28 protein-coding genes are annotated in these 24,931 nt (G+C 67.7%); 27 read left to right on the plus strand and 1 reads right to left on the minus strand.

Going from position 1 to position 24,931, the window contains the following annotated elements:
- Positions 1–11: 11 nt before the first annotated feature.
- From lepB to ACZ45O_RS03720, 4 genes are all read left to right on the plus strand, one after another.
- Positions 12–581, plus strand: a complete 570-nt coding sequence (lepB, locus tag ACZ45O_RS03705) for a signal peptidase I (protein WP_464855674.1) — start codon at positions 12–14, stop codon at positions 579–581.
- A 13-nt stretch (positions 582–594) separates the two neighbouring features.
- Positions 595–1,473 (plus strand): ribosome biogenesis GTPase YlqF, encoded by an 879-nt coding sequence (ylqF, locus tag ACZ45O_RS03710; RefSeq protein ID WP_464855676.1) that lies wholly within the window; start codon positions 595–597, stop codon positions 1,471–1,473.
- A 167-nt stretch (positions 1,474–1,640) separates the two neighbouring features.
- The gene (locus ACZ45O_RS03715; RefSeq protein ID WP_464855678.1) at positions 1,641–2,450 is read left to right on the plus strand and encodes a ribonuclease HII; all 810 of its coding nucleotides are present in this window, start codon (positions 1,641–1,643) and stop codon (positions 2,448–2,450) included.
- A complete protein-coding gene (locus ACZ45O_RS03720; protein WP_464855680.1) occupies positions 2,451–2,807 on the plus strand; it encodes a YraN family protein in 357 nt (118 codons plus the stop codon). It abuts the gene before it with no gap.
- A 44-nt stretch (positions 2,808–2,851) separates the two neighbouring features.
- Here ACZ45O_RS03720 and ACZ45O_RS03725 read toward each other — a convergent pair whose 3' ends face one another.
- Positions 2,852–3,679 carry a DUF3794 domain-containing protein gene (locus ACZ45O_RS03725; protein WP_464855682.1) on the minus strand — a complete coding sequence of 276 codons (828 nt, stop codon included), beginning with the start codon at positions 3,677–3,679 and terminating at the stop codon, positions 2,852–2,854.
- 187 nt (positions 3,680–3,866) lie between these two features.
- Here ACZ45O_RS03725 and ACZ45O_RS03730 point away from each other — a divergent pair, with 187 nt between their 5' ends.
- The 23 genes from ACZ45O_RS03730 to ytvI all read left to right on the plus strand — a co-directional run bounded on the left by ACZ45O_RS03730 (position 3,867) and on the right by ytvI (position 24,908).
- Complete coding sequence (locus tag ACZ45O_RS03730) at positions 3,867–5,405, plus strand: YifB family Mg chelatase-like AAA ATPase (protein ID WP_464855684.1); 1,539 nt, start codon at positions 3,867–3,869, stop codon at positions 5,403–5,405.
- 157 nt (positions 5,406–5,562) lie between these two features.
- A complete protein-coding gene (locus ACZ45O_RS03735) occupies positions 5,563–5,811 on the plus strand; it encodes a hypothetical protein (protein ID WP_464855686.1) in 249 nt (82 codons plus the stop codon).
- A gap of 81 nt (positions 5,812–5,892) precedes the next feature.
- Positions 5,893–6,156, plus strand: a complete 264-nt coding sequence (locus tag ACZ45O_RS03740; RefSeq protein ID WP_464855688.1) for a sulfurtransferase TusA family protein — start codon at positions 5,893–5,895, stop codon at positions 6,154–6,156.
- 143 nt (positions 6,157–6,299) lie between these two features.
- Positions 6,300–7,388, plus strand: coding sequence for a M20/M25/M40 family metallo-hydrolase (locus ACZ45O_RS03745; protein ID WP_464855690.1), 1,089 nt, complete (start codon positions 6,300–6,302; stop codon positions 7,386–7,388).
- Between the two features lie 83 nt (positions 7,389–7,471).
- Positions 7,472–8,578, plus strand: coding sequence for a DNA-processing protein DprA (gene dprA, locus ACZ45O_RS03750; RefSeq protein ID WP_464855692.1), 1,107 nt, complete (start codon positions 7,472–7,474; stop codon positions 8,576–8,578).
- A gap of 73 nt (positions 8,579–8,651) precedes the next feature.
- Complete coding sequence (gene topA, locus ACZ45O_RS03755) at positions 8,652–10,853, plus strand: type I DNA topoisomerase (protein ID WP_464855694.1); 2,202 nt, start codon at positions 8,652–8,654, stop codon at positions 10,851–10,853.
- Positions 10,854–12,197, plus strand: coding sequence for a methylenetetrahydrofolate--tRNA-(uracil(54)-C(5))-methyltransferase (FADH(2)-oxidizing) TrmFO (gene trmFO / locus ACZ45O_RS03760; protein WP_464855696.1), 1,344 nt, complete (start codon positions 10,854–10,856; stop codon positions 12,195–12,197).
- 286 nt (positions 12,198–12,483) lie between these two features.
- Entirely contained in the window at positions 12,484–13,545 is a 1,062-nt protein-coding gene (locus tag ACZ45O_RS03765; RefSeq protein ID WP_464855698.1) for a tyrosine recombinase XerC, read from the plus strand.
- A gap of 241 nt (positions 13,546–13,786) precedes the next feature.
- Complete coding sequence (codY, locus tag ACZ45O_RS03770; protein WP_464855700.1) at positions 13,787–14,545, plus strand: GTP-sensing pleiotropic transcriptional regulator CodY; 759 nt, start codon at positions 13,787–13,789, stop codon at positions 14,543–14,545.
- 172 nt (positions 14,546–14,717) lie between these two features.
- Positions 14,718–14,936, plus strand: a complete 219-nt coding sequence (locus tag ACZ45O_RS03775; protein ID WP_464855702.1) for a flagellar FlbD family protein — start codon at positions 14,718–14,720, stop codon at positions 14,934–14,936.
- Between the two features lie 30 nt (positions 14,937–14,966).
- Positions 14,967–15,647 (plus strand): flagellar brake protein, encoded by a 681-nt coding sequence (locus ACZ45O_RS03780; protein WP_464855704.1) that lies wholly within the window; start codon positions 14,967–14,969, stop codon positions 15,645–15,647.
- Between the two features lie 16 nt (positions 15,648–15,663).
- Positions 15,664–17,097 carry a DUF342 domain-containing protein gene (locus tag ACZ45O_RS03785; RefSeq protein ID WP_464855705.1) on the plus strand — a complete coding sequence of 478 codons (1,434 nt, stop codon included), beginning with the start codon at positions 15,664–15,666 and terminating at the stop codon, positions 17,095–17,097.
- A 58-nt stretch (positions 17,098–17,155) separates the two neighbouring features.
- On the plus strand, positions 17,156–17,479 hold the full coding sequence (locus ACZ45O_RS03790; RefSeq protein ID WP_464855707.1) for a hypothetical protein: 324 nt from the start codon (positions 17,156–17,158) through the stop codon (positions 17,477–17,479).
- A 93-nt stretch (positions 17,480–17,572) separates the two neighbouring features.
- Positions 17,573–18,109, plus strand: coding sequence for a hypothetical protein (locus ACZ45O_RS03795; protein ID WP_464855709.1), 537 nt, complete (start codon positions 17,573–17,575; stop codon positions 18,107–18,109).
- Between the two features lie 59 nt (positions 18,110–18,168).
- Positions 18,169–18,396, plus strand: coding sequence for a MerR family transcriptional regulator (locus tag ACZ45O_RS03800; RefSeq protein WP_464855711.1), 228 nt, complete (start codon positions 18,169–18,171; stop codon positions 18,394–18,396).
- Between the two features lie 174 nt (positions 18,397–18,570).
- Positions 18,571–19,359 carry a 30S ribosomal protein S2 gene (gene rpsB, locus ACZ45O_RS03805; RefSeq protein WP_464855713.1) on the plus strand — a complete coding sequence of 263 codons (789 nt, stop codon included), beginning with the start codon at positions 18,571–18,573 and terminating at the stop codon, positions 19,357–19,359.
- A gap of 219 nt (positions 19,360–19,578) precedes the next feature.
- Positions 19,579–20,493 (plus strand): translation elongation factor Ts, encoded by a 915-nt coding sequence (gene tsf, locus ACZ45O_RS03810; protein ID WP_464855715.1) that lies wholly within the window; start codon positions 19,579–19,581, stop codon positions 20,491–20,493.
- Between the two features lie 158 nt (positions 20,494–20,651).
- A complete protein-coding gene (pyrH, locus tag ACZ45O_RS03815; RefSeq protein WP_464855717.1) occupies positions 20,652–21,377 on the plus strand; it encodes a UMP kinase in 726 nt (241 codons plus the stop codon).
- Positions 21,378–21,380: 3 nt separating this feature from the next.
- Positions 21,381–21,938 (plus strand): ribosome recycling factor, encoded by a 558-nt coding sequence (frr, locus tag ACZ45O_RS03820; RefSeq protein ID WP_464855719.1) that lies wholly within the window; start codon positions 21,381–21,383, stop codon positions 21,936–21,938.
- Positions 21,939–21,941: 3 nt separating this feature from the next.
- Entirely contained in the window at positions 21,942–22,169 is a 228-nt protein-coding gene (locus ACZ45O_RS03825) for a PASTA domain-containing protein (protein ID WP_464855721.1), read from the plus strand.
- Positions 22,170–22,199: 30 nt separating this feature from the next.
- On the plus strand, positions 22,200–22,958 hold the full coding sequence (locus tag ACZ45O_RS03830) for an isoprenyl transferase (RefSeq protein ID WP_464857646.1): 759 nt from the start codon (positions 22,200–22,202) through the stop codon (positions 22,956–22,958).
- A gap of 50 nt (positions 22,959–23,008) precedes the next feature.
- Positions 23,009–23,818 (plus strand): phosphatidate cytidylyltransferase, encoded by an 810-nt coding sequence (locus tag ACZ45O_RS03835; RefSeq protein WP_464855723.1) that lies wholly within the window; start codon positions 23,009–23,011, stop codon positions 23,816–23,818.
- A gap of 28 nt (positions 23,819–23,846) precedes the next feature.
- A complete protein-coding gene (ytvI, locus tag ACZ45O_RS03840; RefSeq protein ID WP_464855725.1) occupies positions 23,847–24,908 on the plus strand; it encodes a sporulation integral membrane protein YtvI in 1,062 nt (353 codons plus the stop codon).
- Positions 24,909–24,931 lie beyond the last annotated feature (23 nt).

The raw sequence follows: 24,931 nt of genomic DNA on the forward strand, positions 1-24,931 counted from the left end.
GGAGAGGCTGGATGGCAGACGTCTCGGATGAGAGACCGGCCGTCAAGCGGAAGTCGCCCCTGCGCGAGGTGTTGGAGACCCTGGTCCTGGCCCTGATCTTCGCGTTCCTGATTCGCACCTTCGTCGTGGAGGTGTACCAGGTCTCAGGAAGCTCGATGACCAACACCCTGTACGATCGGGAGCGCGTCCTGGTGAACAAGTTCGTCTACAAGGTCGTGCGGGAGCCCCAGCCTGGCGACATCATCGTCTTCAAGTACCCGCGTCAGCCTGAGCGCGATTTCATAAAGCGGGTCGTGGCTGTGGCCGGGGATACCGTGGAGATGCGCGGCGGCGAGGTGTATGTAAACGGTGCCCCGTTTCCCGAGGTTCCCACGGTGCGGCTGAGCGCCGGAGACTACGGCCCGCGGGTGGTCCCGCCGGACTCGGTCTTCGTGCTCGGCGACAACCGGTCCAACAGCGAGGACAGCCGCTATTTCGGCGAGGTTCCGCTCAGCCACATCCGGGGCCTGGCCGTCGCGCGCATCTGGCCGCTTACCGAGATCAGCGCCCTCGCCCCACCGGCACCCGAAGGGCGCTGGTAAGGGAGGGAGCGCCGTGCCGGTGATTCAGTGGTTTCCGGGCCACATGGCGAAGGCCCGCCGCATCCTGCGGGAGAACGCGCCGCTGGTGGACGTGGTGCTGGAGATCGTCGACGCCCGGTGCCCGCTGGCCAGCCGGAACCCGGACCTGATGGCCCTGGTGGCGCACAAGCCGCAGGTGCTCATCCTCAACAAGGCCGACCTGGCCGATCCCGATGCGACCCGCGCGTGGGTGCAGCGGCTGAACGAGCCGGGCCGGCCTGCCGTCGCGTTGGACGCGGTGAAGGGGGCCGGCGCCAGGGAGGTGCTGGCCGCGATCCGGCGCGCCTTCGCACCCGTGCTGCGGGCCTGGACGGCGAAGGGCCGCAAGCCCAGGCCGGCGCGGGTCATGGCGGTCGGCATCCCCAACGTGGGCAAGTCGTCGGCGATCAACCGGCTGGCCGGAGCCCGGCGGGCGCCGGTGGGCGACCGCCCCGGGGTGACCCGCGGGAAGCAGTGGGTCCGCATCGGCGCGGATGTGGAACTGCTGGACATGCCGGGGATCCTCGTCCCCAAGTTCGAGGACCAGCGGGACGGCATCTTGCTGGCAGCCACCGGGGCGATCAAGGACGAGGTCTTCGACCAGCGGGAGGTGGCGGGCCACCTGCTCGCGCTCGTCTGGGAGCCGCTGGGACCCGCGATCGCGGAGCGCTACGGGCTGACCCGCCTGGATCCGGAAACCATCGTGAACCTGGAGGCGATCGGCCGCTTCCGGGGGCTCCTGCGCGCGGGCGACCAGGTCGACCTGGATGCGGCGGCCCAGCTGGTGTTGCGCGAGTTCCGGGAGGGGCGCCTCGGGCGTGTGACGCTGCAGTGGCCCGAGGACCCGCCACGGACCAATGACCCTGCTCACTGACACTATTGTGTGTATATGATGAAATCCCCACTGCTCTTTATGCCTACAGGAGGATTTTTCTCACAGACCGCCGAATTCACATGCACGGCTTAACTGTGCTGAAGGCCTAAAGGGTGTGGATCAGGCGGGACCGCAACCTGGCCTCTAAAGAGGGTGGGGGTGTACAGGTGAGACGAATCATCCTGAAGCGGATGAGCTTGAAGCGCCTACAAGCACTGATCGCAGAGCAGGGACCCGACATTTACCCTGAGGTCATTGCAGCGCTGCAGGACGATCCCCGCGAGGGTGCCCAACGGCTGGTACGGCAGTGTCAGACCTACCTGAAGGAGCGGGAGCGGCAGCGCGCTGTGCTCCAGCGGATGTACAGCTATGAGCGGCAGCTCTGGTCCATGGGCTACCGCCACGTCGCAGGGCTGGATGAGGTGGGCCGGGGGCCGCTGGCCGGACCCGTGGTGGCGGCCGCCGTCATCCTTCCCGGGGAGGTGGAGCTGCCCGGCATTGAGGAGGCGAAGCGCCTTTCCGGCCGGAGGCGGATGGAGCTCTACAAGCGCATCCGCGAGGTGGCTGTGGCGGTGGGGGTCGGCCTGGTGCAGCCCGAAGGCCTCGACGAGGCCAGCGTGGTGGTGGCCACCTACAAGGCCTTCATGAAGGCGGTCAACGACCTGCCCGTCACGCCGGATTACCTGCTCATCGACGGCGTGCATCTGCCGGGCGTCACGCAGCCGCAGGTGCCCGTGGTGGGCGGAGACACGCTCTCCTGCTCCATCGCGGCGGCGGCGGTGGTGGCCAAGGTGGTGCGTGACGAGTACATGGTGGAGATGGACGCAAAGTATCCCGCCTACGGCTTTGCCCAGCACAAGGGCTACGGCACCGCTGAGCACCGGCTGGCGCTGGAGCGGTACGGCCCCTGCCCGATTCACCGGAAGCCCTCTGACGGCACGCCGGCAGGCGCGGCGCTGCTGTTCACGGAGGGCTAGGTGAACCGCCGCATCGGCGAGGCAGGCGAGCAGGCAGCCGCGGAGTTCCTCAGGTCACTGGGGTACCGCATCATCGCGCGCAATGTGCGCTTCCGCGCGGGCGAGATCGATCTGGTCGCCCGGGATGGGGGCGTGCTGGTCTTTGTGGAGGTGAAGACCCGGCGGGGTCGCGGGTTCGGGTCGCCGGGCGAGGCGGTGACCGTTGCGAAGCAGCGGCGGCTGATCCGGCTGGCGTCGCTCTATCTGGCGCGCCTGGGCGGCGAGCCGCCGCCCTGCCGCTTCGATGTGGTGTCGGTGGAGCCCGGGCCCGACGGGCGCCTGCGCTGCCGTTTGATCAAGGGTGCGTTCACAGCGTGAGCGGAGCCGTTCCGGTGGATGACCGGGACGGCTCCGCACGCGCGTCAGGAGATGACCGTGCCGCCGAAAGTGGAGATGTCGGAGACCCCGCCCTCGACCTCGGCGGTTCCGGTCACCTGCACCTGCGTCCCCTGCCCGCTGACGATGCGGTTGGTCGGCGGGATGGTGGTGGGGATGCCGGGGTTGAGGACCCCGGGGAAGATGAGCGTCGGGCCGATCCAGGTGCCCGGCAGCAGGCCCGGGCGTGCCCGCGGGATGGTGGGATTGTTGCCGCCGCCCAGGAAGAAGCCGGTGGACCTGCGCGGCGGGCAGATCCCGGTGCGGTTGTTGTTATTGCCGTCGATGACGACGCCGGCCCCGCTGCCGGTCCCCGTGACCACGCCGCCGCCGCCCATCGAATCGGTGACCACATCGCGCACGACCTTGACGCACAGGAAGACAATGGACTTGTCGACCAGCGCTGTGAAGGTGCCGTTGGCCTGGATGTTGGCCGGTTCTTCCTTCTCGCCCTCGACGAAGGCATGCAGCACGACGCACTTGTCACCCGGCTGCGCGCCGGGCACGGGAATCAGGGCGTTGAAGCTGATCTCAACGTCGACATCCTGAATGGGCCCGCTGGCGGTGGCGGTGATGCCTGTGCAGCCCCGAACGGATCCCGGAATAGGGAAGCCTGTTCCGGCTTGCTTAAACATAATGTCCTTGCGCAGCCGGCCGTCCACGATCACCTTATCGAACACGACCATGCAGTTGTCTACGATGACCGTCTTGCTGATCTGCTTGATCTCCTCGACGGGAACGTTCAGGTTGATCGTCTGGCAGAGCAGCTGCTGCACGCTGCCGGAACCGACTACTTGCTCGACTTCGAACGCCATCGGCCACCCTCCTGTGCCGCCGGACTGAGGCCGCGCCGGCCCGGTAACAGGATATGTTTACATAAGGCATCCCGTGCCCCCGCGACGGCGCAGCGCGTGAAGAATGACCGTGAGAAAGGAACTTATTGACAAAACAGAGAAACCGTGGCATGATGAAGCGTGTCCGGGCGAACATCTGTTGGCGGGGGTGCGTTCGGTGTTTGTGCGGGTGTGGAGCTTTGCCCTTCAGGGGATCGAGGCCTTGCCGGTGGCGGTGGAGGTCGATGTCAGCCCGGGCATTCCCTCCTTCGACATCGTCGGGCTGCCCGACGCGTCGGTGCGGGAGGCCAGGGAGCGGGTGCGGGCCGCCATACGCAACGGCGGGTGGCCATTCCCCCTGCAGCGGATCACGGTGAACCTCGCGCCGGCGCACACCCGCAAGGAGGGTGCCGGTTTTGACCTGGCCATCGCCCTCGGGGTGCTGGCGGCGGCGGGGGCTTTCGACTCTGCGGCCCTGGAGGAGATCGCCGTGGCCGGTGAGCTCGCCCTGGACGGCGGCCTGCGCCCGGTGCGCGGCGCCCTGGCCATGGCCCTGGCGGCGGAGGGTGGACGCCGCCTGGTCCTGCCCGCCGAGAGCGCCCGCGAGGCCGCAGCCTGCTCCGCCGGCACGAACGTTCTGGCGGCGCCGCATCTGGCGGACCTGATCGCACACCTGCGGGGTGAGCGGCGGCTGGAGGCGCCCGATCCGGTCCGGCCCGCGGAGGCCGCCTCCGCCGCCGATGTCGACCTGGCCCTGGTGCGCGGGCAGCTCGTCGCCCGCCGCGCCCTGGAGGTGGCGGCAGCCGGGGGCCACAACGTGCTGATGGTGGGCCCACCAGGCGCCGGCAAGAGCCTCCTGGCCCGCTGCCTTCCCACGATCATGCCGCCCCTGGATGACGCCGAGTCGCTGGAGGTCAGCCGCATCTACAGCGTGGCCGGCGAGCTGGCGGGCAGCGGGCTGATCCGCAGGCGGCCCTTCCGGGCGCCGCATCACTCCACCTCCCGGGCTGCGCTGCTGGGCGGGGGCAACCCGCTGAAGCCGGGCGAGATCACGCTGGCCCACCGCGGCGTGCTGTTCCTGGACGAGATGCCCGAGTTCCGGCGCGATGTGCTGGAGGCGCTGCGGCAGCCGCTGGAAGACGGCGTGGTGCGGCTCGCGCGGGCCCACAGCCACCTGACCTTCCCGGCGCGGCCGACCCTCGTGGCCGCGGCCAACCCCTGCCCCTGCGGGTACCTGGGCGATCCCCTGCACCCGTGCACCTGCACCGCGTCGGCCGTGCACCTCTACCGCAGCCGGCTCTCGGGCCCCCTGCGCGACCGGTTCGACCTGCAGCTTTACCTGCAGCCGGTAACCTATTCGGAGTACCAGGCGTCGACGGCCGGCGAGTCCTCGGCTGCGGTGGCCGAGCGTGTGCTGCAGGCGCGGGAGCGGCAGCGGCGCCGCCTGGCCCCTTTCGGGCTGAGCAGCAACGCCGAGATGGGTCCTGCCCTGATCCGGCGCTTCTGCCGCATCCCGCCGGGCGGCGAAAGCCTGATGCGGGAAGCGATCGACCGGTTCGGCCTGACCCTGCGGGGCCACGACCGCGTCCTGCGCGTCGCCCGCACCCTGGCGGACCTCGACGGATCGGACGCGATTCTGGTCCGCCACCTGGCGGAGGCGCTGCAGTACCGCGGGGTCGGCTCGGAGCCGGTCAAGCGGTGGGCGTGAGGGCGCATCGCGCCATGCCGGCGTGGTCTTGACGGCCCATCGCGGCACACTGGCGTGGTGTTGAGGGCATGCCGCGGCATGGTGGCGGCGGCCCATCCTGCACATGCTAAGGGCTGACCGCGGTCGGCGGTCAACCTGTGCACAGGGAGGGAACAGATTGGCAAAACAGAACGGCTACACGGTTCACGAGGGACCCATGGCCGACCGGCGGGGCACGGGCTGGCGGCAGGACGCCGCGCGGCTGGAAGCCATGGCGGAGCGGCGGCGGGAGAACCCCATGCAGACCCTGCCCAACAACCTGACGAGCATCGACAAGGCGCACGCGGCGCGGACCAAGTCGGACGAGGGCACGATCGATCCCCAGGCCGACCTGGCAGGGGGCGGTGCCGGAGGAGGCGAAGAATAGGGGAAACCGGTCGGGGAGGCAGGCACCGTCGGCCTCCCCGCTCCATGGACCGGGTCTCAACGTACCAGGAGGGAGAACGATATGTCGTCATCTGGCTCAGTCGCCCTGCCGCAGCCGGACCGAGTCATCGATCTGCGCGGAGACGTCTGCCCGGTCACCTTCGCCAAGACCAAGATTGCCCTGGAGGAGATGCGCATCGGCGAAGTCCTGCTGGTGCGGCTCGATTACGAACCCGCCTCCCGCAACGTTCCCCGGAGCGCGGCGCTGTACGGCGATGAGGTGCTCGCTGTCCGGCAGGCCGGGGAGAGCGAGTGGGAGGTTCTGCTTCGCAAGCGGGTGGACTGAGGAGACTGTAACGCTCTTTCCAAACGTTGGATCGTCAGCTATAATCGGAGATTGAACCGCAAAAGGGGCGATGTCGCATGATCCTGGGGCACCCGACTGCCCACCGCCTCGTTGCTGAAGCAGAACTTGCACTCCCGGAACTCGTGCGGGAGGTCATCTCCGTCTGCGAGATTCCGGCCCCAACGTTTCAAGAAGCAGAGCGAGCTGCTTACGTCGAGCGGCGGATGCGGGAGGTCGGCCTCACCGAGGTCCGCCGGGACTCGGTCGGCAACGTAGTCGGCCGGCTCCCCGGGAACGGCACCGGGCCCAACCTCCTCATTGCGGCGCACCTCGACACGGTATTCCCGGCGGGCACCGACGTGACGGTGCGCCGGGACGGCGATATCCTCCGTGCCCCCGGCGTGGGTGACAACTCGTCGAGCGTGGCGACGATGCTCCACGCGGCCCGCCTGCTGGTGAAGCACGAGGTTCGCCCGGCGGGCGACGTGATCTTCGCCGCCACCTGCGGCGAGGAAGGGCTCGGGAACCTGGAGGGCATGCAGGCCGTCGTCGATGCGCTGAAGGACGAGATCGACTACGTGATCGCCCTGGACGGCAGCCTGGGCGGGATGGTCCGGGAAGGGGTGGGCAGCCGCCGCTTCCGGCTGGTGGTGACCACCAGCGGCGGCCACTCGTGGGGCGCATTCGGCGCGCCCAGCGCGATCCACAGCCTCGGGCGGATCATCGCCCGCATCAGCGAGCTGCGGGTGCCGCACTACCCCAAGACGACGTACAACGTCGGCGTCATCTCCGGCGGAACCTCCGTCAACACCATCGCCGCACGGGCCGAGGCGCTCATCGACCTCAGGTCGCTGGACCGGAGCGAGCTGGTCCGGCTGGAGCAGCGGGTGCTGCGCATCGTGCGGTCGGAGGAGCGGGAGAGCGGCGTGAGAGCCGTCTTGGAGCTTCTGGGCGACCGGCCCACCGGGTCGATTCCCGACGCCCACCCCCTCTGCAACCTGGTCCGGCGGGTCCACAGGGAGCTGGGGCTGCAGACCCGCAGCTACCCCTCGTCCACGGACGGCAACGTGCCGCTGTCGATGGGGATCCCGGCCGTCACGGTGGGCGTGACCCTGGGGGGAAACGGACACCGACTGGACGAGTACATCTATACTCCCCCGCTCGCTAAGGGGCTGGCCCAGGTCCTGCTTCTCGTACTGGGGGCACAGGAACTGCCGCAGCGGGCCCGGTAGCCGTGCAGCCGGGCTTTTCGTGTGACAGGCACGGAGAGTAGGCCGGCAGCCACCCGTCAGCCGGCAGTGTGGGGGAGAGCGGCATGGAGAGCGCTCTGGTCTGGCTGATTTACCAGCGCGCCCCGGGCGTGGGCCGGCGGCGCATGGCCGAGCTGATGCGGACATATCCCAATCCTGAGGAGGCGTGGCGGCTGGGGGCGGCCGAACTGGCCGCCGTGCGGGGGTTCAGGCCGGAGACCGTGCAGGCCCTGCTGGCGGTGCGGAAGAGCGCGGAAGTGCGCCGGGAGGCCGAGAGGGAGCTGGAGCGTGCCCGTCGCGCCGGCCTCCGCGTACTCTGCTATGGGACCCAGGGGTATCCCCGGCGGCTGGCGGAGATTCCGCTGCCGCCGCCGGTGCTTTACCAGTATGGGCCGTGGGAGCCCGGCGACGGGGACGGGCGCCCGGTGGTGGCCGTCGTCGGCACGCGCCGTCCCACCGCGTACGGCCTGGCCGTGGCGGAGCAGCTGGGCCGCGAGCTCGCCCAGCTGGGGGCGGTTGTCGTGAGCGGCATGGCCCGGGGCATCGACACGGCCGCGCACCGCGGGGCGCTCAGTGCGGGGGGAACCACGGTCGCCGTACTTGGCGGCGGCGCCGATGTCTGTTATCCTCAGGAGTCGGCGGCCCTGTATCGGAAGATGCGGGAATCGGGCGCAATCCTCTCGGAGCAGCCACCCGGCACCGCCCCGCGTCCCGAGAACTTTCCGGAGCGCAACCGGATCATCAGCGGGCTCAGCCACGGGGTGATCCTGGTGGAGGCCGGGGAGAGATCGGGCACCCTGATCACGGCTGCGCACGCCACAGAGCAGGACCGGGACCTGTTCGTGGTGCCGGGGCCCATCACCAGCCCGCTGTCGCGGGGCCTGTACAGGTTCGTGCGGGACGGCGCGGGACTGGCGGTGAACGCCGCCCAGGTCCTGGAGGACATGGGCTTCCTTCCCGCGGCGGAAGGACCGCTGCACTTTACGCCCCGCGGGCTCACAGAGCTGGAGCAGCGGGTGCTGGGCTGGATGGGCAGCGCGCCCTGGTGGCCGGGCGATCTGGCGGAGACCAGCGGTCTCTCGGTGCCCGAGGTGCAGGCGTGCCTGACGATGCTGGAGATTCGCAGCGCGGTTCGGCGGCTGCCCGATGGGCAATACATTCGTATTGGATAGACCACTAGCGGAAGGAATAGTCTAAGGAGCACGAGCGTTGTCTCGCGGCATGTCACACGGGGGTGTGGACTGGTTGTCCAAGAGCCTAATCATCGTCGAGTCCCCGGCGAAAGCCAAGACGATCGAGAAGTTTCTCGGGCGGAAGTATACCGTGAAGGCCTCAATGGGCCACGTGCGCGACCTGCCCAAGAGCCAGCTGGGGGTCTCGGTGGAGAATAACTTCGAACCTAAATACATCACGATTCGCGGCAAGGGTGAAATCCTGAAGGAGCTGCGCGACAGCGCGCGGAAGGCTGAGCGGGTCTACCTGGCCACTGACCCCGACCGGGAAGGCGAGGCCATCTCGTGGCACCTGGCCCACGTGCTGAAGCTGCCGCTGGATGAGCCCCTGCGCATCGAGTTTCACGAGATCACCAAGGACGCGATTCAGCGGGCCATCAAGCAGCCCCGGCCCATCGACCTCGCCCGCGTGGAGGCCCAGCAGGCTCGCCGCGTGCTCGACCGGTTGGTGGGGTACAAGCTGAGCCCGCTGCTCTGGCGCAAGGTGCGGCGGGGCCTCTCCGCGGGACGGGTGCAGTCTGTGGCCGTGCGGCTGATCGTCGACCGCGAGCGGGAGATTCAGGCGTTCGTCCCGGAGGAGTACTGGTCCCTGGCCGCCCGGGTGAAGGCCGACTCCGGGCAGCCGTTCACGGCCAAGTACTGGGGTGTGAACGACCGCAAGACCGAACTGAAGGCGCGGGAGCAGGTTCAGGAAGTGATCGGCGCCGTGGCCGGAGGTTCCCCCGCGGCCTCCGGGGTGAGCGGGGACGGGACGGTGAGCAGCCCGACTGCGGAGGTCTTCGACCTCTCCGCGGCCGGCATTGCGATTCAGGTGCGCAGCGTGAAGCGGCGCGAGAAGAGGCGCAACCCCGCGTTCCCCTTCACCACTTCCAGCCTGCAGCAGGAGGCCGCCCGCAAGCTGGGGTTCACCGTGCGGCGGACGATGGCCGTCGCCCAGCAGCTCTACGAGGGGCTCTCGCTGGGCGAGGCGGGCCATACGGGTCTGGTGACCTACATCCGCACCGACTCCACCCGCATCGCCGACGAGGCCGCGCTCGCCGCCGGGGAGTTCATTGAAAGGACCTACGGCAAGGAGTACCGCCCCGAGCAGCGGCGTGAGGCCGAGCGGCGCGCCGGGGAGCAGGGGGCCCACGAGGCCATCCGCCCCACCGATGTGAACCGCACGCCGGAGTCGGTGAAGCCCTACCTCACGCCGGATCAGTACCGGCTGTACCGGCTGATCTGGGAGCGGTTCGTCGCCAGCCAGATGGCCCCTGCCGTGCTCGACACGGTGTCGGTGGACCTCGCGGCCGGGGAGCACGTGTTCCGGGCCAGCGGGCAGAGCATCCGCTTTCCGGGTTTCATGAAGGTCTACATTGAAGGAGAGGACGAGGAGGGCCAGCGGGAGGAGAACGGCGGCCTGCTGCCGGAGCTTGCGGAGGGCCAGTGGGTCACCCTGCAGGCGCTGGAGTCGCGGCAGCACTTCACCCAGCCGCCGCCCCGGTACTCGGAGGCGATGCTGGTCAAGGCCCTGGAAGAGCGGGGCATCGGCCGGCCGTCCACCTATGCGCCCATTATTGGAACGATCCAGACCCGCGGATACGTCGAAAAGCGGGAGAAGCGATTCCATCCGACGGAACTGGGCATATTGGTGACAGACATCCTGAAGGAGTACTTCCCCGACATCATCGACGTTGAGTTCACCGCGCACCTGGAGGATAAGCTGGACGCGGTGGAGGAGGGGCAGGCAAACTGGCGCGAGCTGATCAGCCGGTTTTACGGCCCCTTCGAGGAGACGCTGAAGCAGGCCGAGGAGAAGGTCGGCGGTTTCGAACTGGAGGATGAGGTCTCCGACGTGCCCTGCGAGAAGTGCGGGCGCATGATGGTCGTAAAGTACGGCCGGTTCGGCAAGTTCCTGGCCTGCCCCGGCTTTCCCGAGTGCCGGTCGACCAAGCCGATCCTGGAGGAGACCGGCGTCAGGTGCCCCGCCTGCGGCACGGGCCGCATCGTGGAGCGCAAGTCCAAGAAGGGCGGCAGGCGCTTCTACGGGTGCACCAACTACCCCGACTGCAACTTCGTGTCGTGGGAGAAGCCCGTCAACCGGCCCTGCCCGGAGTGCGGCGCGCCGTACCTGGTGGAGAAGCGGGTGAAGGAGCTGGGCCTGAGCCACGTCTGCAAGCAGCCGGAGTGCGGGTACGCGGAGTCGGTGGAGGGTATGGAAGAGGTGCATGCCTGAGTGGATCAGCCCCACGTGACCGTCATTGGCGCCGGCCTGGCCGGGTCGGAGGCGGCCTGGCAGGCCGCGGAGCGCGGCGTGAAGGTGACCCTGTACGAGATGCGCCCCCAGGTTTCCACGGCCGTGCACCGTACGGGGCTGTTTGCGGAACTGGTCTGTTCCAACTCGCTGCGCGGGGCGAGCCTGGAGAACGCCGTCGGGCTGCTGAAGGAGGAGATGCGGCGGCTGGGCAGCCTGATCATGCGGGAGGCCCTGAAGAACGCCGTGCCGGCGGGCGGCGCGCTGGCGGTGAGCCGCGAGGAGTTCGCCGCGGGCGTGACGGCCGCCCTGACCGCGCATCCCAACATCGCGGTGGTGCGGGAAGAGGTGCGCGCGATTCCCGAGGGCGGCATCGTGGTCATCGCCTCCGGGCCGCTGACGTCCGCGCCCCTGGCCGAGGCGATCCGCCGTTTCACCGGAGAGGAATCGCTTGCCTTCTACGATGCGGCTGCGCCCATCGTCAACATCGAAACCGTCAACATGGACAAGGTGTTCCGCGCCAGCCGCTACGGCAAGGGCGACAGCGATGACTACCTGAACTGCCCGTTCACCAGGGAGGAGTACGAGGCGTTCTACCATGCCCTGGTGACGGCGGAGAAGGCTATCCCCCACAACCCGGAGGATGAGCAGGTCTGCTTCTTCGAGGGCTGCCTGCCGGTGGAGGAGCTTGCCCGCCGCGGGCCGGATGCCCTCCGCTACGGCCCGATGAAGCCGGTCGGCCTCATCGACCCCCGCACGGGGCGGCGCCCTTGGGCCGTCGTGCAGCTCCGGCAGGACAACGCCGCCGGAACGCTCTACAACCTGGTGGGCTTTCAGACCAGCCTGAAGTGGGGCGAGCAAAAGCGGGTCTTCCGCATGATTCCCGGGCTCGAGGATGCGGAGTTCGAGCGGTTCGGGGTCATCCACCGGAACACCTTCATGAAGTCCCCGCGGCTCCTCCATCCCACGGGCGAGTCGCGGCAGCGCGCCGGCCTCTTCTTCGCCGGTCAGATGACCGGGGTGGAGGGGTACGTGGAGTCCGCAGCCGGCGGACTGGTGGCCGGCATCAACGCCGCGCGCCGGGCGCTGGGGCAGGAGCCGGTCGTCTTCCCGCAGGAGACGGCCATCGGTTCCCTGCTGCACTACATCACCCATGCCGACCCCGACCACTTTCAGCCCATGAACATCGCGTTCGGGCTGATGCCCCCGCTGGAAGGGCCCAAGATCAGGGACAAGCGGGCGCGCAAGCGGGCGCTTTCGGAGCGCGCGCTGAAGGCGCTCTCCGATTGGGCGCCGCAGCAGCTGGGCATTGATCTGCTCGCCTGAGGAGGGCGATGCGGCGGACCTTTTCCGCCGTTCATCCCCCAAGTGGTGGCAGACCTGAACGAATGTAACCAAACTGTCATCTTTGCGGAAAATACTGGATTGCATGTGCTAGCTCGTGAAATAAAGAGCAAGGGACGCCTAGTGTGCGAAAACCGGAGAGCGGAAATTGTGGGCGGATAGGGATATTTTCTGAATTGTGGTCTTGCCTTCGGGGCACACTCTATGCTAGGATAAAGACCGGTTGGGTAAGCCGTGTTAACAAAGTGCACAGCAGGGGGTGGAGGCGGTGACTGCCCAGTCGAAGGGGGACAACCTCGGTCCGGAAGTCGCCGGTTTCCTCGCCAGCCTCGCTGTGGAGAACTCGGCTTCCCCGCACACCCTGCGCAGTTACCGACTCGATCTTGCGCAGTTCTACGCCTGGCTGGGCAGCGGGGGCACGTCTGCGCCCGTCGTGGGCGGGCGGGAATCGGGCCGGACCCGCAAGCATGATTTCAGCGCGGTGCAGGAGGAGGCGCAGCGGCAGGTGGGCCTGGACGAGCTTCGCTCGGTCACCCACCTCACCATCCGCTCGTACCTCGCCTTCCTGCAGCGTCAGGAGTTCAGCAGGCGGACCATCGCCCGCAAGCTGTCCTGTCTCCGCTCGTTCTTCAAGTACCTTGTGCTGTCTGATCTAGTCGCGACCAACCCAGTTGCAGGTGTGCACACCCCTAAACTGGAGCGGCGGCTCCCCGTCTTCCTGGACGAGGAAGAGATCGGGGGGCTGTTATCACAGCCTGACACCGGTACGCCGCTGGGGCTGCGTGACCGGGCCTTGCTGGAACTGCTGTACGCCACAGGCCTGCGGGTGGGCGAGCTGGTGGCTCTGAACCGGGGCGACATCGACTACAGTGAGGGCTGGGTGATCGTCCTGGGGAAGGGGCGGAAGGAGCGCGCGGTGCCGGTGGGCAGCGAGGCGCTTCAGGCCCTGGGCCAGTACCTGAAGGAAGGATGGCCCGTGCTGCGCTCCCGGGCGCCGGCGGAAGAGCAGTCGCTTCCCGAAGCGCAGCAGCCGCTTTTCCTGAACAAGCTGGGCGGCAGGCTGAGCGACCGCTCTGTGCGCCGTCTGGTGGACCGGTACATCAGCCAGCTGGCCCTGAGCCGGCAGATCAGCCCGCACAAGATCCGCCACACCTTTGCGACCCACATGCTCAATCACGGCGCAGATCTGCGGGCGGTGCAGGAGATGCTGGGCCATGCCAGCCTGTCTACTACGCAGATCTACACCCACGTGACCACGCAGCGGCTGCGCGCCGAGTACCTGCGGGCGCACCCGCGGCAGCGGCGGGCCCCGCCGCCGGACGAGCGATGAAGACGAAGCACGTTTGGGCGTGCCGGTTGGCACCGGCCCCGCGCCCAGTTACACTTATTGCGACATTCTCAGCGTGGAGGCGATTGAACTAGCGGAGTAGATGGGTATCATTAGCGAAGAGCCTGAGTAATTGGTGCATCAGTGTACGCCGAGGGGAGGGCCGTCGCTGTGGCCGTCGGGGGTACGCAGGGCCGCAGCACAGCTCATCACATACGAAAGACTGAAATGGAGGCAGATTTCCATGAAGACACTGCTGGAGAAGACCCGTCGAATCAATCGCCTGCTTCAGAAGAGCGCAGGTACCCAGGTGAACTTCAATGAGTTGGCCGGTGTTCTGGCCGACCTGCTCGGGGCCGATGTATACGTCGCTTCCCGGAAGGGGAAGATTCTCGGACTCGGGCTGACCACCGGCGACGCCGAGCAGTACCAGAACATCACGTTCACTGAGGAATACAACAGCGCCCTGATGAAGGTGGACGAGACCACGGCCAACGCCGAGCAGGGCGACCTCACCGTCCTGCGGGAGGGCGAGGAGGTCAGGATGCGGGGCGGCCTGGTGACCATGGTGCCCGTCAACGGCGGCGGCGAGCGCCTGGGCACCCTGGTGCTGGTGAGCAACGAGAGCTTCACCGATGAGGATCTGATCCTGGGTGAGCTGGCCGCCACGGTCGCCGGCGTCGAGATCCTGCGGGCGCATGCCGGCGAGCTGGAGGAGGAGGCCCGGAAGAAGGCCGCCGTGCAGATCGCGCTGGCCACGCTCTCGTACTCCGAGCTGGAGGCGGTGCAGCACATCTTTGACGAACTGGACGGCACGGAGGGGCTGCTGGTCGCCTCCAAGATCGCCGATCGCGTGGGCATCACCCGCTCGGTCATCGTCAACGCCCTGCGGAAGTTCGAGTCGGCCGGGGTCATCGAGTCGCGGTCGCTCGGCATGAAGGGCACCCATATCAAGGTGCTGAACGACCGGCTGCTGGAAGAGTTGCGCAAGCTCCGGAGCTGATCGGGAAGCGCGGCAACCCTGGCAACGCCGGCAGCGGAAGCCCCACGCGTCGATCGCGTGGGGTTTTTTCGCCACCCTTATCATTCAGGAGGGAAAAGCGCAACCAGGGACGAACTGTTACGCGGTGGCAAGCATCACAGAACCGTCTGAAGGGTGAGGAGGGCGAAGCGGTGTGATCAAGCTGCGGCGGTTCAGGTCACAGGGTGGGGAGTTCGTGGTCAATGCAGACCTGATCGAGACTGTGGAGGCAACACCCGACACGGTTGTCACACTGACCACCGGTCACAAGCTGATCGTTCAGGAGAGCGTGGACGAGGTCATTCAGAAGGTGGTCGAGTTCAAACGCGCCTGCCACTCGCCGCTGCTTGGCAGCCGTGAGCCCGTTGAATAGTTCTATCGCAGTTCGAGGAGGGCAGGGCCGGTGCGTCTACCGACGATCAACCAGCGACTGACGATTTATATCCCCACTGGATGGTGGAAGGGCCGATACTCGACATATTTGGAGGCACTGGAGGACTCAACCATTCGGGTGGCACACCCGATGTTTGGCTCTGCCTTGATACCCCTGATGCCCGGGGACGAGGTGGTGGTGGAGTACCTTCACGATGGCGAGCGCGTGGGCTTCCCCGCCCAGGTCCTGCAGCGCGTGGAGGAGGAAACGCCGACTTTGGTCCTGACGAAGCCGGAACCCGGCGAGATCCGCCGGCAGCAACTGCGCAGCTATTTCCGGATCGACGTGAGCCTACCCATTGAATATAGCCCCAGCGGCCGCAAACGAGCCGGTGAAGACGGAGTGGAGCAACCGGAGCTTCTGCCTGGGCGCACGGTGAACATCAGCGGTGGCGGGGCGCAGATCGTCACCGGTGAACTGTATCCGCTGGGCACGCGGCTGGACATGGTCATTCACCTGCCGGATAAAATGATTCCCGCCGAGGTGGAAGTGGTGCGGCACGTTCCTGTCGCGGTGGTCCCGGGTTCGGGCGATCCCGTAGAACCGAGGATGGGGGTGCGGTTCACGCAGATTGAGGAGCGGGACCGGGAGCAGATCGTCCGGTTCATCTTCGCCGAGCATCGGCGGCGGAGGCGGATGGGTCTGGAGTGATGGGGGTGATGGAGGCGTGCGCGAACCGCAGGAGAGCATGGACGCCGACCGGCCTGCGCCGCGCGACGCGGAGCTGGTGCTGACGGTAGCCCCGGGCGCCATGTCGGTGGAGGCCAGGATCGTGCCTCCGGAGCCCGGCGGCCGGCACATCACCCGTGAGCAGGTGCTGGAGGAACTGGCCAGGCACAAGATCGTGTTCGGTATCGACCACGAGGCGATCGACCGGCTGGTGGAGATGGCGGAAAAGGGGTTCCCCATGGCCCGTGAGGGCATCGTGGTGGCCGAGGGCCGCCGCCCCGTGGACGGTGAGGACGGCGCCATCATCCACCACGAGCTTCTGCAGACGCCCGCCGGGTATCCGCGCCTCACCAAGGACGGCCGGGCGGACTTCTTCGACCTGAACCTCGTGCGCAACGTGACCAAGGACACCGTGCTGGCGACGAAGAAGCCGCCGACGCGCGGCGAGCCGGGCACGGACGTCTACGGCCGGCCCGTGAGGGCCCGCGACGGGCGGGAGGTCCGCCTGCGGGCGGGCCCCGGAACCCGCCTCTCGCCAGACGGCCAGTCGGTCATCGCCACGGTGGAGGGCCACGCGTCCATCTCGCACAGCGGCGAGGTCACGGTCTCCCCGATCTTCACGGTGCCCGGCGATGTCGGCTACGGCTCGGGCAACATCGACTTCGTCGGCACGGTCGTCGTGCAGGGCGACGTGACCCAGGGCTTCAGCGTGAAGGCCGGCCAGAATGTCGAGGTGCACGGCGGCATCATGGGCGGCACCGTGGAAGCCGGCGGCGACGTCCTGGTGCGCTACGGCATCGTCGGCGGCGGCCGGGGCCGGGTCAAGGCCGGCGGCAAGGTGCGCTGCCGGTTCATCGAGTTGGCCGAGGTGGAAGCCGGGGGCGACGTCGTGGTGTCCGATGGCATTCTGGGCTCCCAGGTGTCGGCCGACAGCGTGACCGTCACCGGGGGGCGGGGCTCCATCGTCGGCGGGCGGATCCGTGCCCGCCGGGAGATCAGCGCTCAGACCCTCGGCTCGGCGATGGGAGCGCCCACGGACCTGCAGGTGGGCGTGCCCCCCGCCGTGCGCGCCGAGCTCGAGCACATCCGCGAGCAGCTTTCGCGGGTGGAGGACCGCTTCGGCCACGCCACGCGGACGGCGACCTACCTGACCTCGTCCGGCGCGGCGCAGACGGCGGGCATCTCGCGGGAGTTCGCCGAGAAGAGCCGGCGCCTGACCGGCGCGGAGCGGCAGCAGCTTTCGGCCCGGATGGCCGCACTGCAGGCGCAGCTGCAGCCGGAGCCGGGCGCGTGCATAAAGGGCTACGAGGCGGTCTACCCGGGTGTGCGCATTACCATCGGCGCAGAGCGGCATGTGGTGGTGGACCAGTCGACCAACAGCTGCTTCGTCATCGGTGAGGACGGAGAGATCACCCTGATTCCGGCCTGGTAAGGCGACGGACCCGGCCTCGCGGATGTGAAGCGGCCGCGGCGTTGGGAGGTGTCTGACGATGGCGGTGAGACCCATTGATTCGCTGACGATGCTGCCGCGGCTTGCGGAGGCGGGGCGTGCGGTGCATCAGAGCGAGCAGTTTCCGCATGCCTTTCAGCAGGTGCTGGGCGCCCAGGTGCAGCAGGAGGGTGAACGCAGCCAGAAACAGGTGCGGCGGCGCACGGAAGTGGAACAGCCGCTGGTCACCCCGGATGGGCGGCGGTCCGGCGGCCAGGCCACGCAGGGGTCGGGCGGAGAGGGCAGGCGTCGCCGCCAGCGGCAGACCCTTGCCGAACGGGGTGATCCGCAGCCGGGCACGGGCCGGCTGGATGTGAAGGTATGAGGCATGTCCGCAGGAGGCCCCGGCATACCCATTGGGGTGGCCGGGGCCTCCTGTATGTGTGGCGGCCGGTCTCAGGCAGGGGAGGAATGCGGGATGGGGAGCGTTGTGTCCGGGGCGGACAGGCAGGCTGGGCAGTTCTGGCGCGGGCTGCTGGTCGGCGCCGGCTCCGTGGTCGCCGCGCTGGCGATGTGGCTGGGCTACCTGACGCGCGCCGGGATTACGGTGGCGGTGGCGGCGGAGCCGCTGGCCGACCGCGTGGCGGCAGAGGTGGAGGCGGCTGTGCGGCGGGAGCTGCCGGCAGCTTTGCTGGAGGCGCGGGCAGAGTGGCCGGCGCGGGCGCAGGAGGCGGCCCGCGGGCAGCTCGCCGATCTGCGCGTGGAGGTGGCGGGGCTCACGGTCGAACTGCCCCAGCCGGTGCGGGAACAGGTGGAAGAGGCGGTCGCGCAGGCGGTGCAGGCCGCGCTGGAGGCGGCGGGGGACGGCGCGCACGTTCAGGGCCTCACGGACCGCATCGGCCGCCGGGCCGGCGAACTGGCCCGGGAACGGCTGCCTTCGGCCCTGGCGGGGCAGCAGTTTAACGTGCAGGTGGCGCCGGGGGTCGCGGTGCCGGTTCGGCTCGAGATCCGGTGAACCCGCCTGCCCGCGCCTGCGTTTGTAGGGTTGAAACCGTGTGCGGGAGTGGATGGCGGGTGCAGTGGTTGACGGAGCGGCAGCTCCTGGAGCAGGCGGGCCTGAGCCCGGCACAGCTCAGGTGGTTTCGCGAGCGGTTTCCCGCGCAGCTGAAGTGCCTCACCCGGCGCGGTCCGCTGGGTGAGGCGCGGTACGCGCCGGATGCGGTGGTGCTCCTGCGCAGCCTGGCGGCCATGGTGGCCCGGGGCGCGACGCCGGAGCAGATCAAGGCCTGGTACGGTCTCTGACCGCGGCCTTTAAGTGCCGAAAACCCTTTGCCAGCGCCCCCTGTTTGTGCTAAGATATCGTCTGGTGTGTGTGACTACACACGTTCGCGGACGGCTGCGGGGATGCTGCTCTGGCAGTTCCGCAGCGGGATGAGGCGGACGGAGGTCCCAAAATCTGCGGAGGTGAGTCTTGACGTGTCTGTGATCACGATGAAGCAGCTCCTCGAGGCGGGTGTCCACTTCGGTCACCAGACCCGCCGGTGGAACCCGAAGATGAAGGAGTACATCTTCACCGAACGGAACGGCATCTACATCATCGATCTCCAGAAGACCGTGCGCATGGTCGAGGTGGCCTACAACGCCGTGCGCCAGATGGCTGCGGACGGCGGCAAGATCCTCTTCATCGGCACCAAGAAGCAGGCCCAGGACGCGGTGCGGGAAGAGGCTGAGCGCTGCGGCATGTTCTACGTCAACCAGCGCTGGCTGGGCGGCATGCTGACCAACTTCCAGACGATCAAGAAGCGCATCGCCCGCCTGAACGAGCTGGAGGAGATCGAGAGCACCGAGTACTGGAGCAAGCTGACCAAGAAGGAGCAGGCGCAGCTCCAGCACGAGAAGGAGAAGCTGGAGAAGAACCTGGGCGGCATCAAGGGCATGAAGAGCCTGCCCGACATGGCTTTCGTCATCGATCCCCGCAGGGAGCGCATCGCGGTGGCCGAGCTGCGCAAGCTGGGGATTCCGATCGTCGCGATCGTCGACACCAACTGCGACCCGGATGAGATCGACTACGTCATTCCGGGCAACGACGATGCCATCCGCGCGGTGAAGCTGCTGACCAGCAAGATCGCAGACGCCGTGATCGAGGGCCGCCAGGGCGCGGACGCTTCCGTCATGGCCGACGAGGACGAGGCGGAGGCTGCCGACGACGTCGAAGCGGCCGAGGATGTCGAGGCCGACGCCGACGCCGAGGACGAGGTGGAGTAACAGCGCGGGAGCATGAGCGGGGCGGACTCGAGGAAGCCTATCCCTATTGATGGGATCGACGCCTCGGAGCCCCGCTCTTCTGGCGATATAGGAGGCCGATGCACGGGGGGAGGGTGCAGACCGCCCGCTTCCCCCGTTCAAGCATGACCGTCCGAACCAAAAACTGGGGATCGCCTTTCCACTGAGGTGGGCACCTAACCAACAGGGGGTATTTTGAACATGGCCGAGATTACCGCAAAAATGGTTGCAGAGCTGCGGGCCCGGACCGGAGCCGGCATGATGGACTGCAAGAAGGCGCTGGTGGAGACCGGTGGTGACCTGGACAAGGCCGTGGACCTGCTCCGGGAGAAGGGCCTGGCTTCTGCCGCGAAGAAGGCCGGCCGCGTGGCCGCCGACGGCCGGGTCCACGCCATCGTGGAGGACGGGGCCCGCCACGGCGTGCTGGTCGAGCTGAACTGCGAGACCGACTTCGTGGCCAAGGGCGAGCAGTTTATCAACCTCTGCAACCACGTGGCGGAGGTCATCCTGAAGACCAGGCCGGCGTCGATGGAGGCGCTGCAGGAGACCCTGGGCGACACCGTGAAGGAGGCCGTCGCCAAGATCGGCGAGAACATCCAGGTGCGCCGCTTCGCCCGCTACGAGGTGGCCGACGCGGGCCGGGTGCACGCGTACATCCACGGCGAGGGCCGGGTGGGCGTGCTCATCGAACTGGAGACCTCGACCCCGGAGCTGGCGCAGAACCCCGAGGTGGAGTCGCTCTGCCACGAGTTGGCGCTGCAGATCGCCTCGATGAAGGCGCAGTACGTGAAGCGCGAGGACGTGCCGGCTGAAGTGATCGAGCACGAGAAGGAGATTCTGAAGGCCCAGGCCATCAACGAGGGCAAGAAGCCCGAGATCGCGGAGAAGATGGTCGCCGGCCGCCTGAACAAGTTCTACCAGGAAGTCTGCCTGCTGGAGCAGGAGTGGGTGAAGGAAGCCAAGAAGACCGTCGGCCAGCTGGTGAAGGAGGTCGCCGAGAAGGTCGGCGGCGAGATCACCGTGAAGCGCTTCGTCCGCTACGAGAAGGGCGAGGGCATCGAGAAGCGGCAGGACGATTTCAGCGAAGAGGTCATGCGTCAGGCCGGTCTGAAGTAAGCCTGGATGAGGCGGGAGGCGTAAGCGGCCTCCCGCCTTCTGAGCAACAGGGCGTGTTCTCCAGGAATTACGGCAGTTGCTGGAGGAAACGCTTTGTAAGACGTAGAAACGGTTTTTGACCGGCCCGACGCGGCCGGCAGCGAACTGGAGGCCTGAGGATGCAGACACCGAAGTACCGCAGGGTGGTCCTGAAACTCAGCGGCGAGGCGCTCGCCGGACCCAACGGGTTCGGCCTTGACCCGCAGGTGCTGGCCGCCCTGGCGCGGCAGATCAAGGCGGTACACGACATGGGCGTGGAGATCGCCATCGTCGTCGGCGCCGGGAACTTCTGGCGGGGCCGCCTGGGACAGCAGATGGGCATGGACCGTGCTTCCGCCGATTACATGGGGATGCTGGCGACCGTCATGAACTCCCTCGCCCTGCAGGACGCGATTGAGAAGCTCAGGGTGGATACCCGGGTCATGAGCGCCGTGGAGATGCGCCAGGTCGCGGAGCCCTTCATCCGGCGCCGGGCGATCCGGCACCTCGAGAAGGGGCGGGTGGTCATCTTCGCCGCCGGCACGGGCAATCCGTACTTCACCACCGACACCACCGCCGCCCTGCGGGCGGCCGAGATCGAGGCCGAGGCGATCCTGATGGGCAAGCAGGGGGTGCAGGGCGTCTATGACTCCGACCCCCGCACCAACAGGCATGCGGTCAAGTACGACGAAGTAACCTATCAGGAGGTTCTGGCGAAGAATCTTCAGGTTATGGACGCCACGGCCACGGCGCTCTGCATGGATAACCGCATTCCGATCGTCGTCTTCGACATGATGGGTCCTGACTACATCGTGAAAGTCGTCCTCGGTGAGGACGTTGGTCAAACCTACGTCAGGGGGGAATAACCAGTGACCAAGGAAATCATTAGGGATGCAGAGGAGCGCATGAAGAAAGCGGTCGAGGTGTTTCGCCAGGATCTGGCCGGCATGCGGGCCAACCGCGCCACGCCTGCGCTGCTCGACAAGGTGCGCGTGGATGCGTACGGCTCGGCCGTTCCGGTGAACAACGTCGCGACGATCGAGGTGCCCGACCCCCGAACGCTGGTCATCAAGCCCTGGGACCGCTCCCTGATCAAGGCAATCGAGAAAGCGATCAACACCTCCGATCTGGGTCTGAACCCCACCAATGACGGTCAGGTGATCCGCCTCAACATCCCGCCCATGACCGAGGAACGGCGCCGGGAGATGGTGAAGGTCGTCGGCAAGCGGACCGAGGAGCAGCGGGTGGCCATCCGCAACATCCGCCGGGACGCGAACGACCAGATTAAGAAGATGGAGAAGGAAAAGGCGGTCTCCGAGGACGAGTCCAAGCGGGCGCAGGACGAGATCCAGAAGCTGACGGATAAGTACATTAAGGAAGTCGATCAGATTATGGCCGCCAAAGAGAAGGAGATTATGGAGGTCTGACCGGTGGAAGGCGGTTCATGGCGGTGGGATCTGGTCGGCCTCCGCTGGACGGAGGCAGAGGCGATTCTGCAGGGCCGCGGGCTGACCTACACGTGGTCGGTCACCACCCCTCCCAACCGCCCGGTCGGGATCGGCGAGCTGCGGGTCGTCGCGCAGCGTGAGACCCCTGCGGGACTGGCCTTCGTGCTGGCGCACCGGGAATATGCGCGCCGGGAGCAGCCGGCGGGGTAGGGGAGGTCGTGGAGGGGCGTGTTGGACGACTTGCGCGAACTCGTTGGGCTGAAGCGGGCGGCGCCCCGGAACACGGCACCGCGGGAGGAGTCGTACCTTCCCCGCCACGTGGCCATCATTATGGACGGCAACGGGCGGTGGGCGACACAGCGCGGGCTGCCCCGCACAGTGGGGCACCGCGCCGGGGTGGAGGCCCTGCGCGGGGTGGTGAAGGCCGCCCCCGACCTGGGCATCAAGATCCTGACGTGCTATGCGTTTTCGACCGAGAACTGGAAGCGCCCGAAGGACGAGGTCGACACGCTGATGAACCTTCTGCTCGAGTACTGCAGGCTGGAGGCGGAGACCCTGCACAAGAACGGCGTGCGGATCAACGCCATCGGGCGCATTCACGAGCTGCCTGCAGCCCAGCAGCAGGAGATCGCACGGGCAGTGGCACTGACGCGGGAGAACGACCGGCTGATTCTCAACCTCGCGGTCAACTACGGCGGCCAGGCGGAGCTGGTGGACGCCTTCCGCAGCCTGGCGGCCGAGGTGAAGGCCGGGGGACTGGAGCCGGAGGCGATCGATGCCGCGGCCGTGAGGCGGCACCTCTATACGGCCGACCTGCCCGATCCGGACCTGGTCATACGAACCGCCGGCGAGATGCGCCTCTCGAATTTCCTCTTGTGGCAGTCGGCCTACGCCGAGATCTGGGTGACCGATGTGTACTGGCCCGACTTCACGCGGGAGCATCTGGAACAGGCCTTGCGGGACTATGCCCGGCGTGAGCGGCGCTTCGGCGCCGTGTGAGCCCGCAGGGGGCCGAGGACCGCGGCGGCCGCAGTAAAGCAGGTGACGTCGTGCTCGTTCGTATTCTGACGGGCCTCGTGGGTATACCGGTATTCCTGGGCCTTCTCTATGTCGGGCAGTGGCCCTTCCTCGTGCTGGTGGCGGGGATGGGCCTCATTGCCTTCTACGAGTATGCGCGGCTGATGCGGGCGATGGGCCATCGGCCCGCCCTGCCCCTGGGGGGCGCAGCCACCGCGGCCATCGTGCTCGCTGCGGGGCTGCTGCCGCCTCACGGCGCGCACGCGGGGGCCGTCGCCGCGCTGGCGACCCTGGCGATCCTCGCCTGGACGGTCTTCCGGCCGGAGGGCTGTTCGGCGATGGACGGCCTGCTGACGCTGGCGGGCGTGTTCTACGTCGGCCTTCTGAGCTACCTCGTGCTGCTTCGCCGGCTGGGCGGCGGCGCCGGGTGGGACGCCGGCCTTATGTGGGCGGGAATGGCCTTCCTGTGCACCTGGGGCGCCGACACCCTGGCTTATTTCGTGGGCATCACGTGGGGGCGGCACAAGCTCGCCCCGAAGATATCCCCGCAGAAGTCGGTGGAAGGGCTGCTGGGCGGGATTGCCGGCGCGGCCCTCGCCGGCCTGCTCTGGGGCCCGGCCATTCCCCTGCCCCGCTGGCAGGGCGCGGCGCTCGGGGCGGCGATTGCCCTGATCGCCACCGTGGGCGACCTGGCCGAGTCGGCCCTGAAGCGGACCGCCGGGGTGAAGGACGCCGGGCGGCTGCTTCCGGGGCACGGCGGCGTTCTCGACCGGTTTGACAGTAGCTTGTTCGTGCTGCCGTTCGTCTACTATATAGCGACCTTGCTCTACGGTGTGTCGTAACCCGGCATGGTGGGGGAGGTGAGCCCCGATGGACCGGGCGTGGCTGTTCTCCGTACTGGGTCTCGCGGCCTTTCTGATCGTTGCGTGGGCCCTGCTTACCTATGGTCTGCCCGTGGTGCTGCCGTTTGTGCTGGCCTGGCTTATCGCCGAGTTGATGGATCCGCCCGTGACGTGGCTGGTGCGCCGGGTCCGGATGCCCCGGGCGCTGGCCGTGGCCATCGTGCTGCTCATCGTGGTGGGCGTGATGGGCGCGCTGTTCACGGTGGGCATCGCCTACCTGGTGGGCGAGATCCGCTCGCTGATCGGCAACCTGCCCTACCTCTACGCGGCGGGGCTCGATCTCTCCTCGCAGCTCCTGGTCTACCTGGAGGAGGCGGTCGGCAACCTGCCGGAGTCGATCCAGGTGCAGATCAGCGAGAACCTCAGCAAGCTGCAGTCCAACCTGGGAGGATACCTGGAGGCCCTGGCGCGGCGTCTGGGCTTTGTGACCTCGGTTCCGGGCTTCCTGATCAACGTCATCATCACCTTCGTTGCGACCTTCTTCATGGCCCGCGATCGCCGGGAGATCGGCCTCTTTCTGCTTTCGCTGTTTCCCGCCAAGTGGCGGGACCAGCTGCGCCAGGTGAAGATGGAGGTCTGGAACAACGCCATCGGGTGGGCCAAGGCGCAGGCCATGCTGATCACGATGACGGCCGTGGTCTCGACCATCGGCTTCGCCATCATCGGGGCCAATTACGTGGTGCTGGCCGGGCTGGCCGTCGGCCTGCTGGACGTGCTGCCCATCGTTGGCCCCGGCGCCCTGTACGTCCCGTGGATCCTCTATTCGGCCTTCACCGGCAGCTGGGGGTTCGCGGTGAAGCTGCTGATCGTGTACGCCTCGGTCAGCGCCCTCAGGCAGATGCTGGAGTCGAAGGTCGTCGGCGATCAGGTGGGGCTGCACCCGCTGGCCGTCCTTCTGGCGATCTACCTGGGCATCAAGTTCTTCGGCGCCCTCGGCGTGCTGTTCGGCCCCCTGATCACGATCCTGCTGAAGGCGATGATCACCTCCGGGCTCCTGCCCATCTTCACGGACGAAGGCCGCAAGCGCTGACACCATCACGAAGGAGTTCTGTC

The organism is Symbiobacterium turbinis, from assembly GCF_055383075.1.

What these genes read in the sequence shown, in the direction of transcription:
- lepB (WP_464855674.1), top strand. Translation starts at nt 12, where the DNA reads ATGGCAGACGTCTCGGATGAGAGACCGGCCGTCAAGCGGAAGTCGCCC.
- ACZ45O_RS03725 (WP_464855682.1), bottom strand. Translation starts at nt 3,679, where the DNA reads ATGGCGTTCGAAGTCGAGCAAGTAGTCGGTTCCGGCAGCGTGCAGCAG.
- ACZ45O_RS03740 (WP_464855688.1), top strand. Translation starts at nt 5,893, where the DNA reads ATGTCGTCATCTGGCTCAGTCGCCCTGCCGCAGCCGGACCGAGTCATC.
- dprA (WP_464855692.1), top strand. Translation starts at nt 7,472, where the DNA reads ATGGAGAGCGCTCTGGTCTGGCTGATTTACCAGCGCGCCCCGGGCGTG.
- codY (WP_464855700.1), top strand. Translation starts at nt 13,787, where the DNA reads ATGAAGACACTGCTGGAGAAGACCCGTCGAATCAATCGCCTGCTTCAG.
- ACZ45O_RS03790 (WP_464855707.1), top strand. Translation starts at nt 17,156, where the DNA reads ATGGCGGTGAGACCCATTGATTCGCTGACGATGCTGCCGCGGCTTGCG.
- ACZ45O_RS03795 (WP_464855709.1), top strand. Translation starts at nt 17,573, where the DNA reads ATGGGGAGCGTTGTGTCCGGGGCGGACAGGCAGGCTGGGCAGTTCTGG.
- tsf (WP_464855715.1), top strand. Translation starts at nt 19,579, where the DNA reads ATGGCCGAGATTACCGCAAAAATGGTTGCAGAGCTGCGGGCCCGGACC.
- pyrH (WP_464855717.1), top strand. Translation starts at nt 20,652, where the DNA reads ATGCAGACACCGAAGTACCGCAGGGTGGTCCTGAAACTCAGCGGCGAG.
- ytvI (WP_464855725.1), top strand. Translation starts at nt 23,847, where the DNA reads ATGGACCGGGCGTGGCTGTTCTCCGTACTGGGTCTCGCGGCCTTTCTG.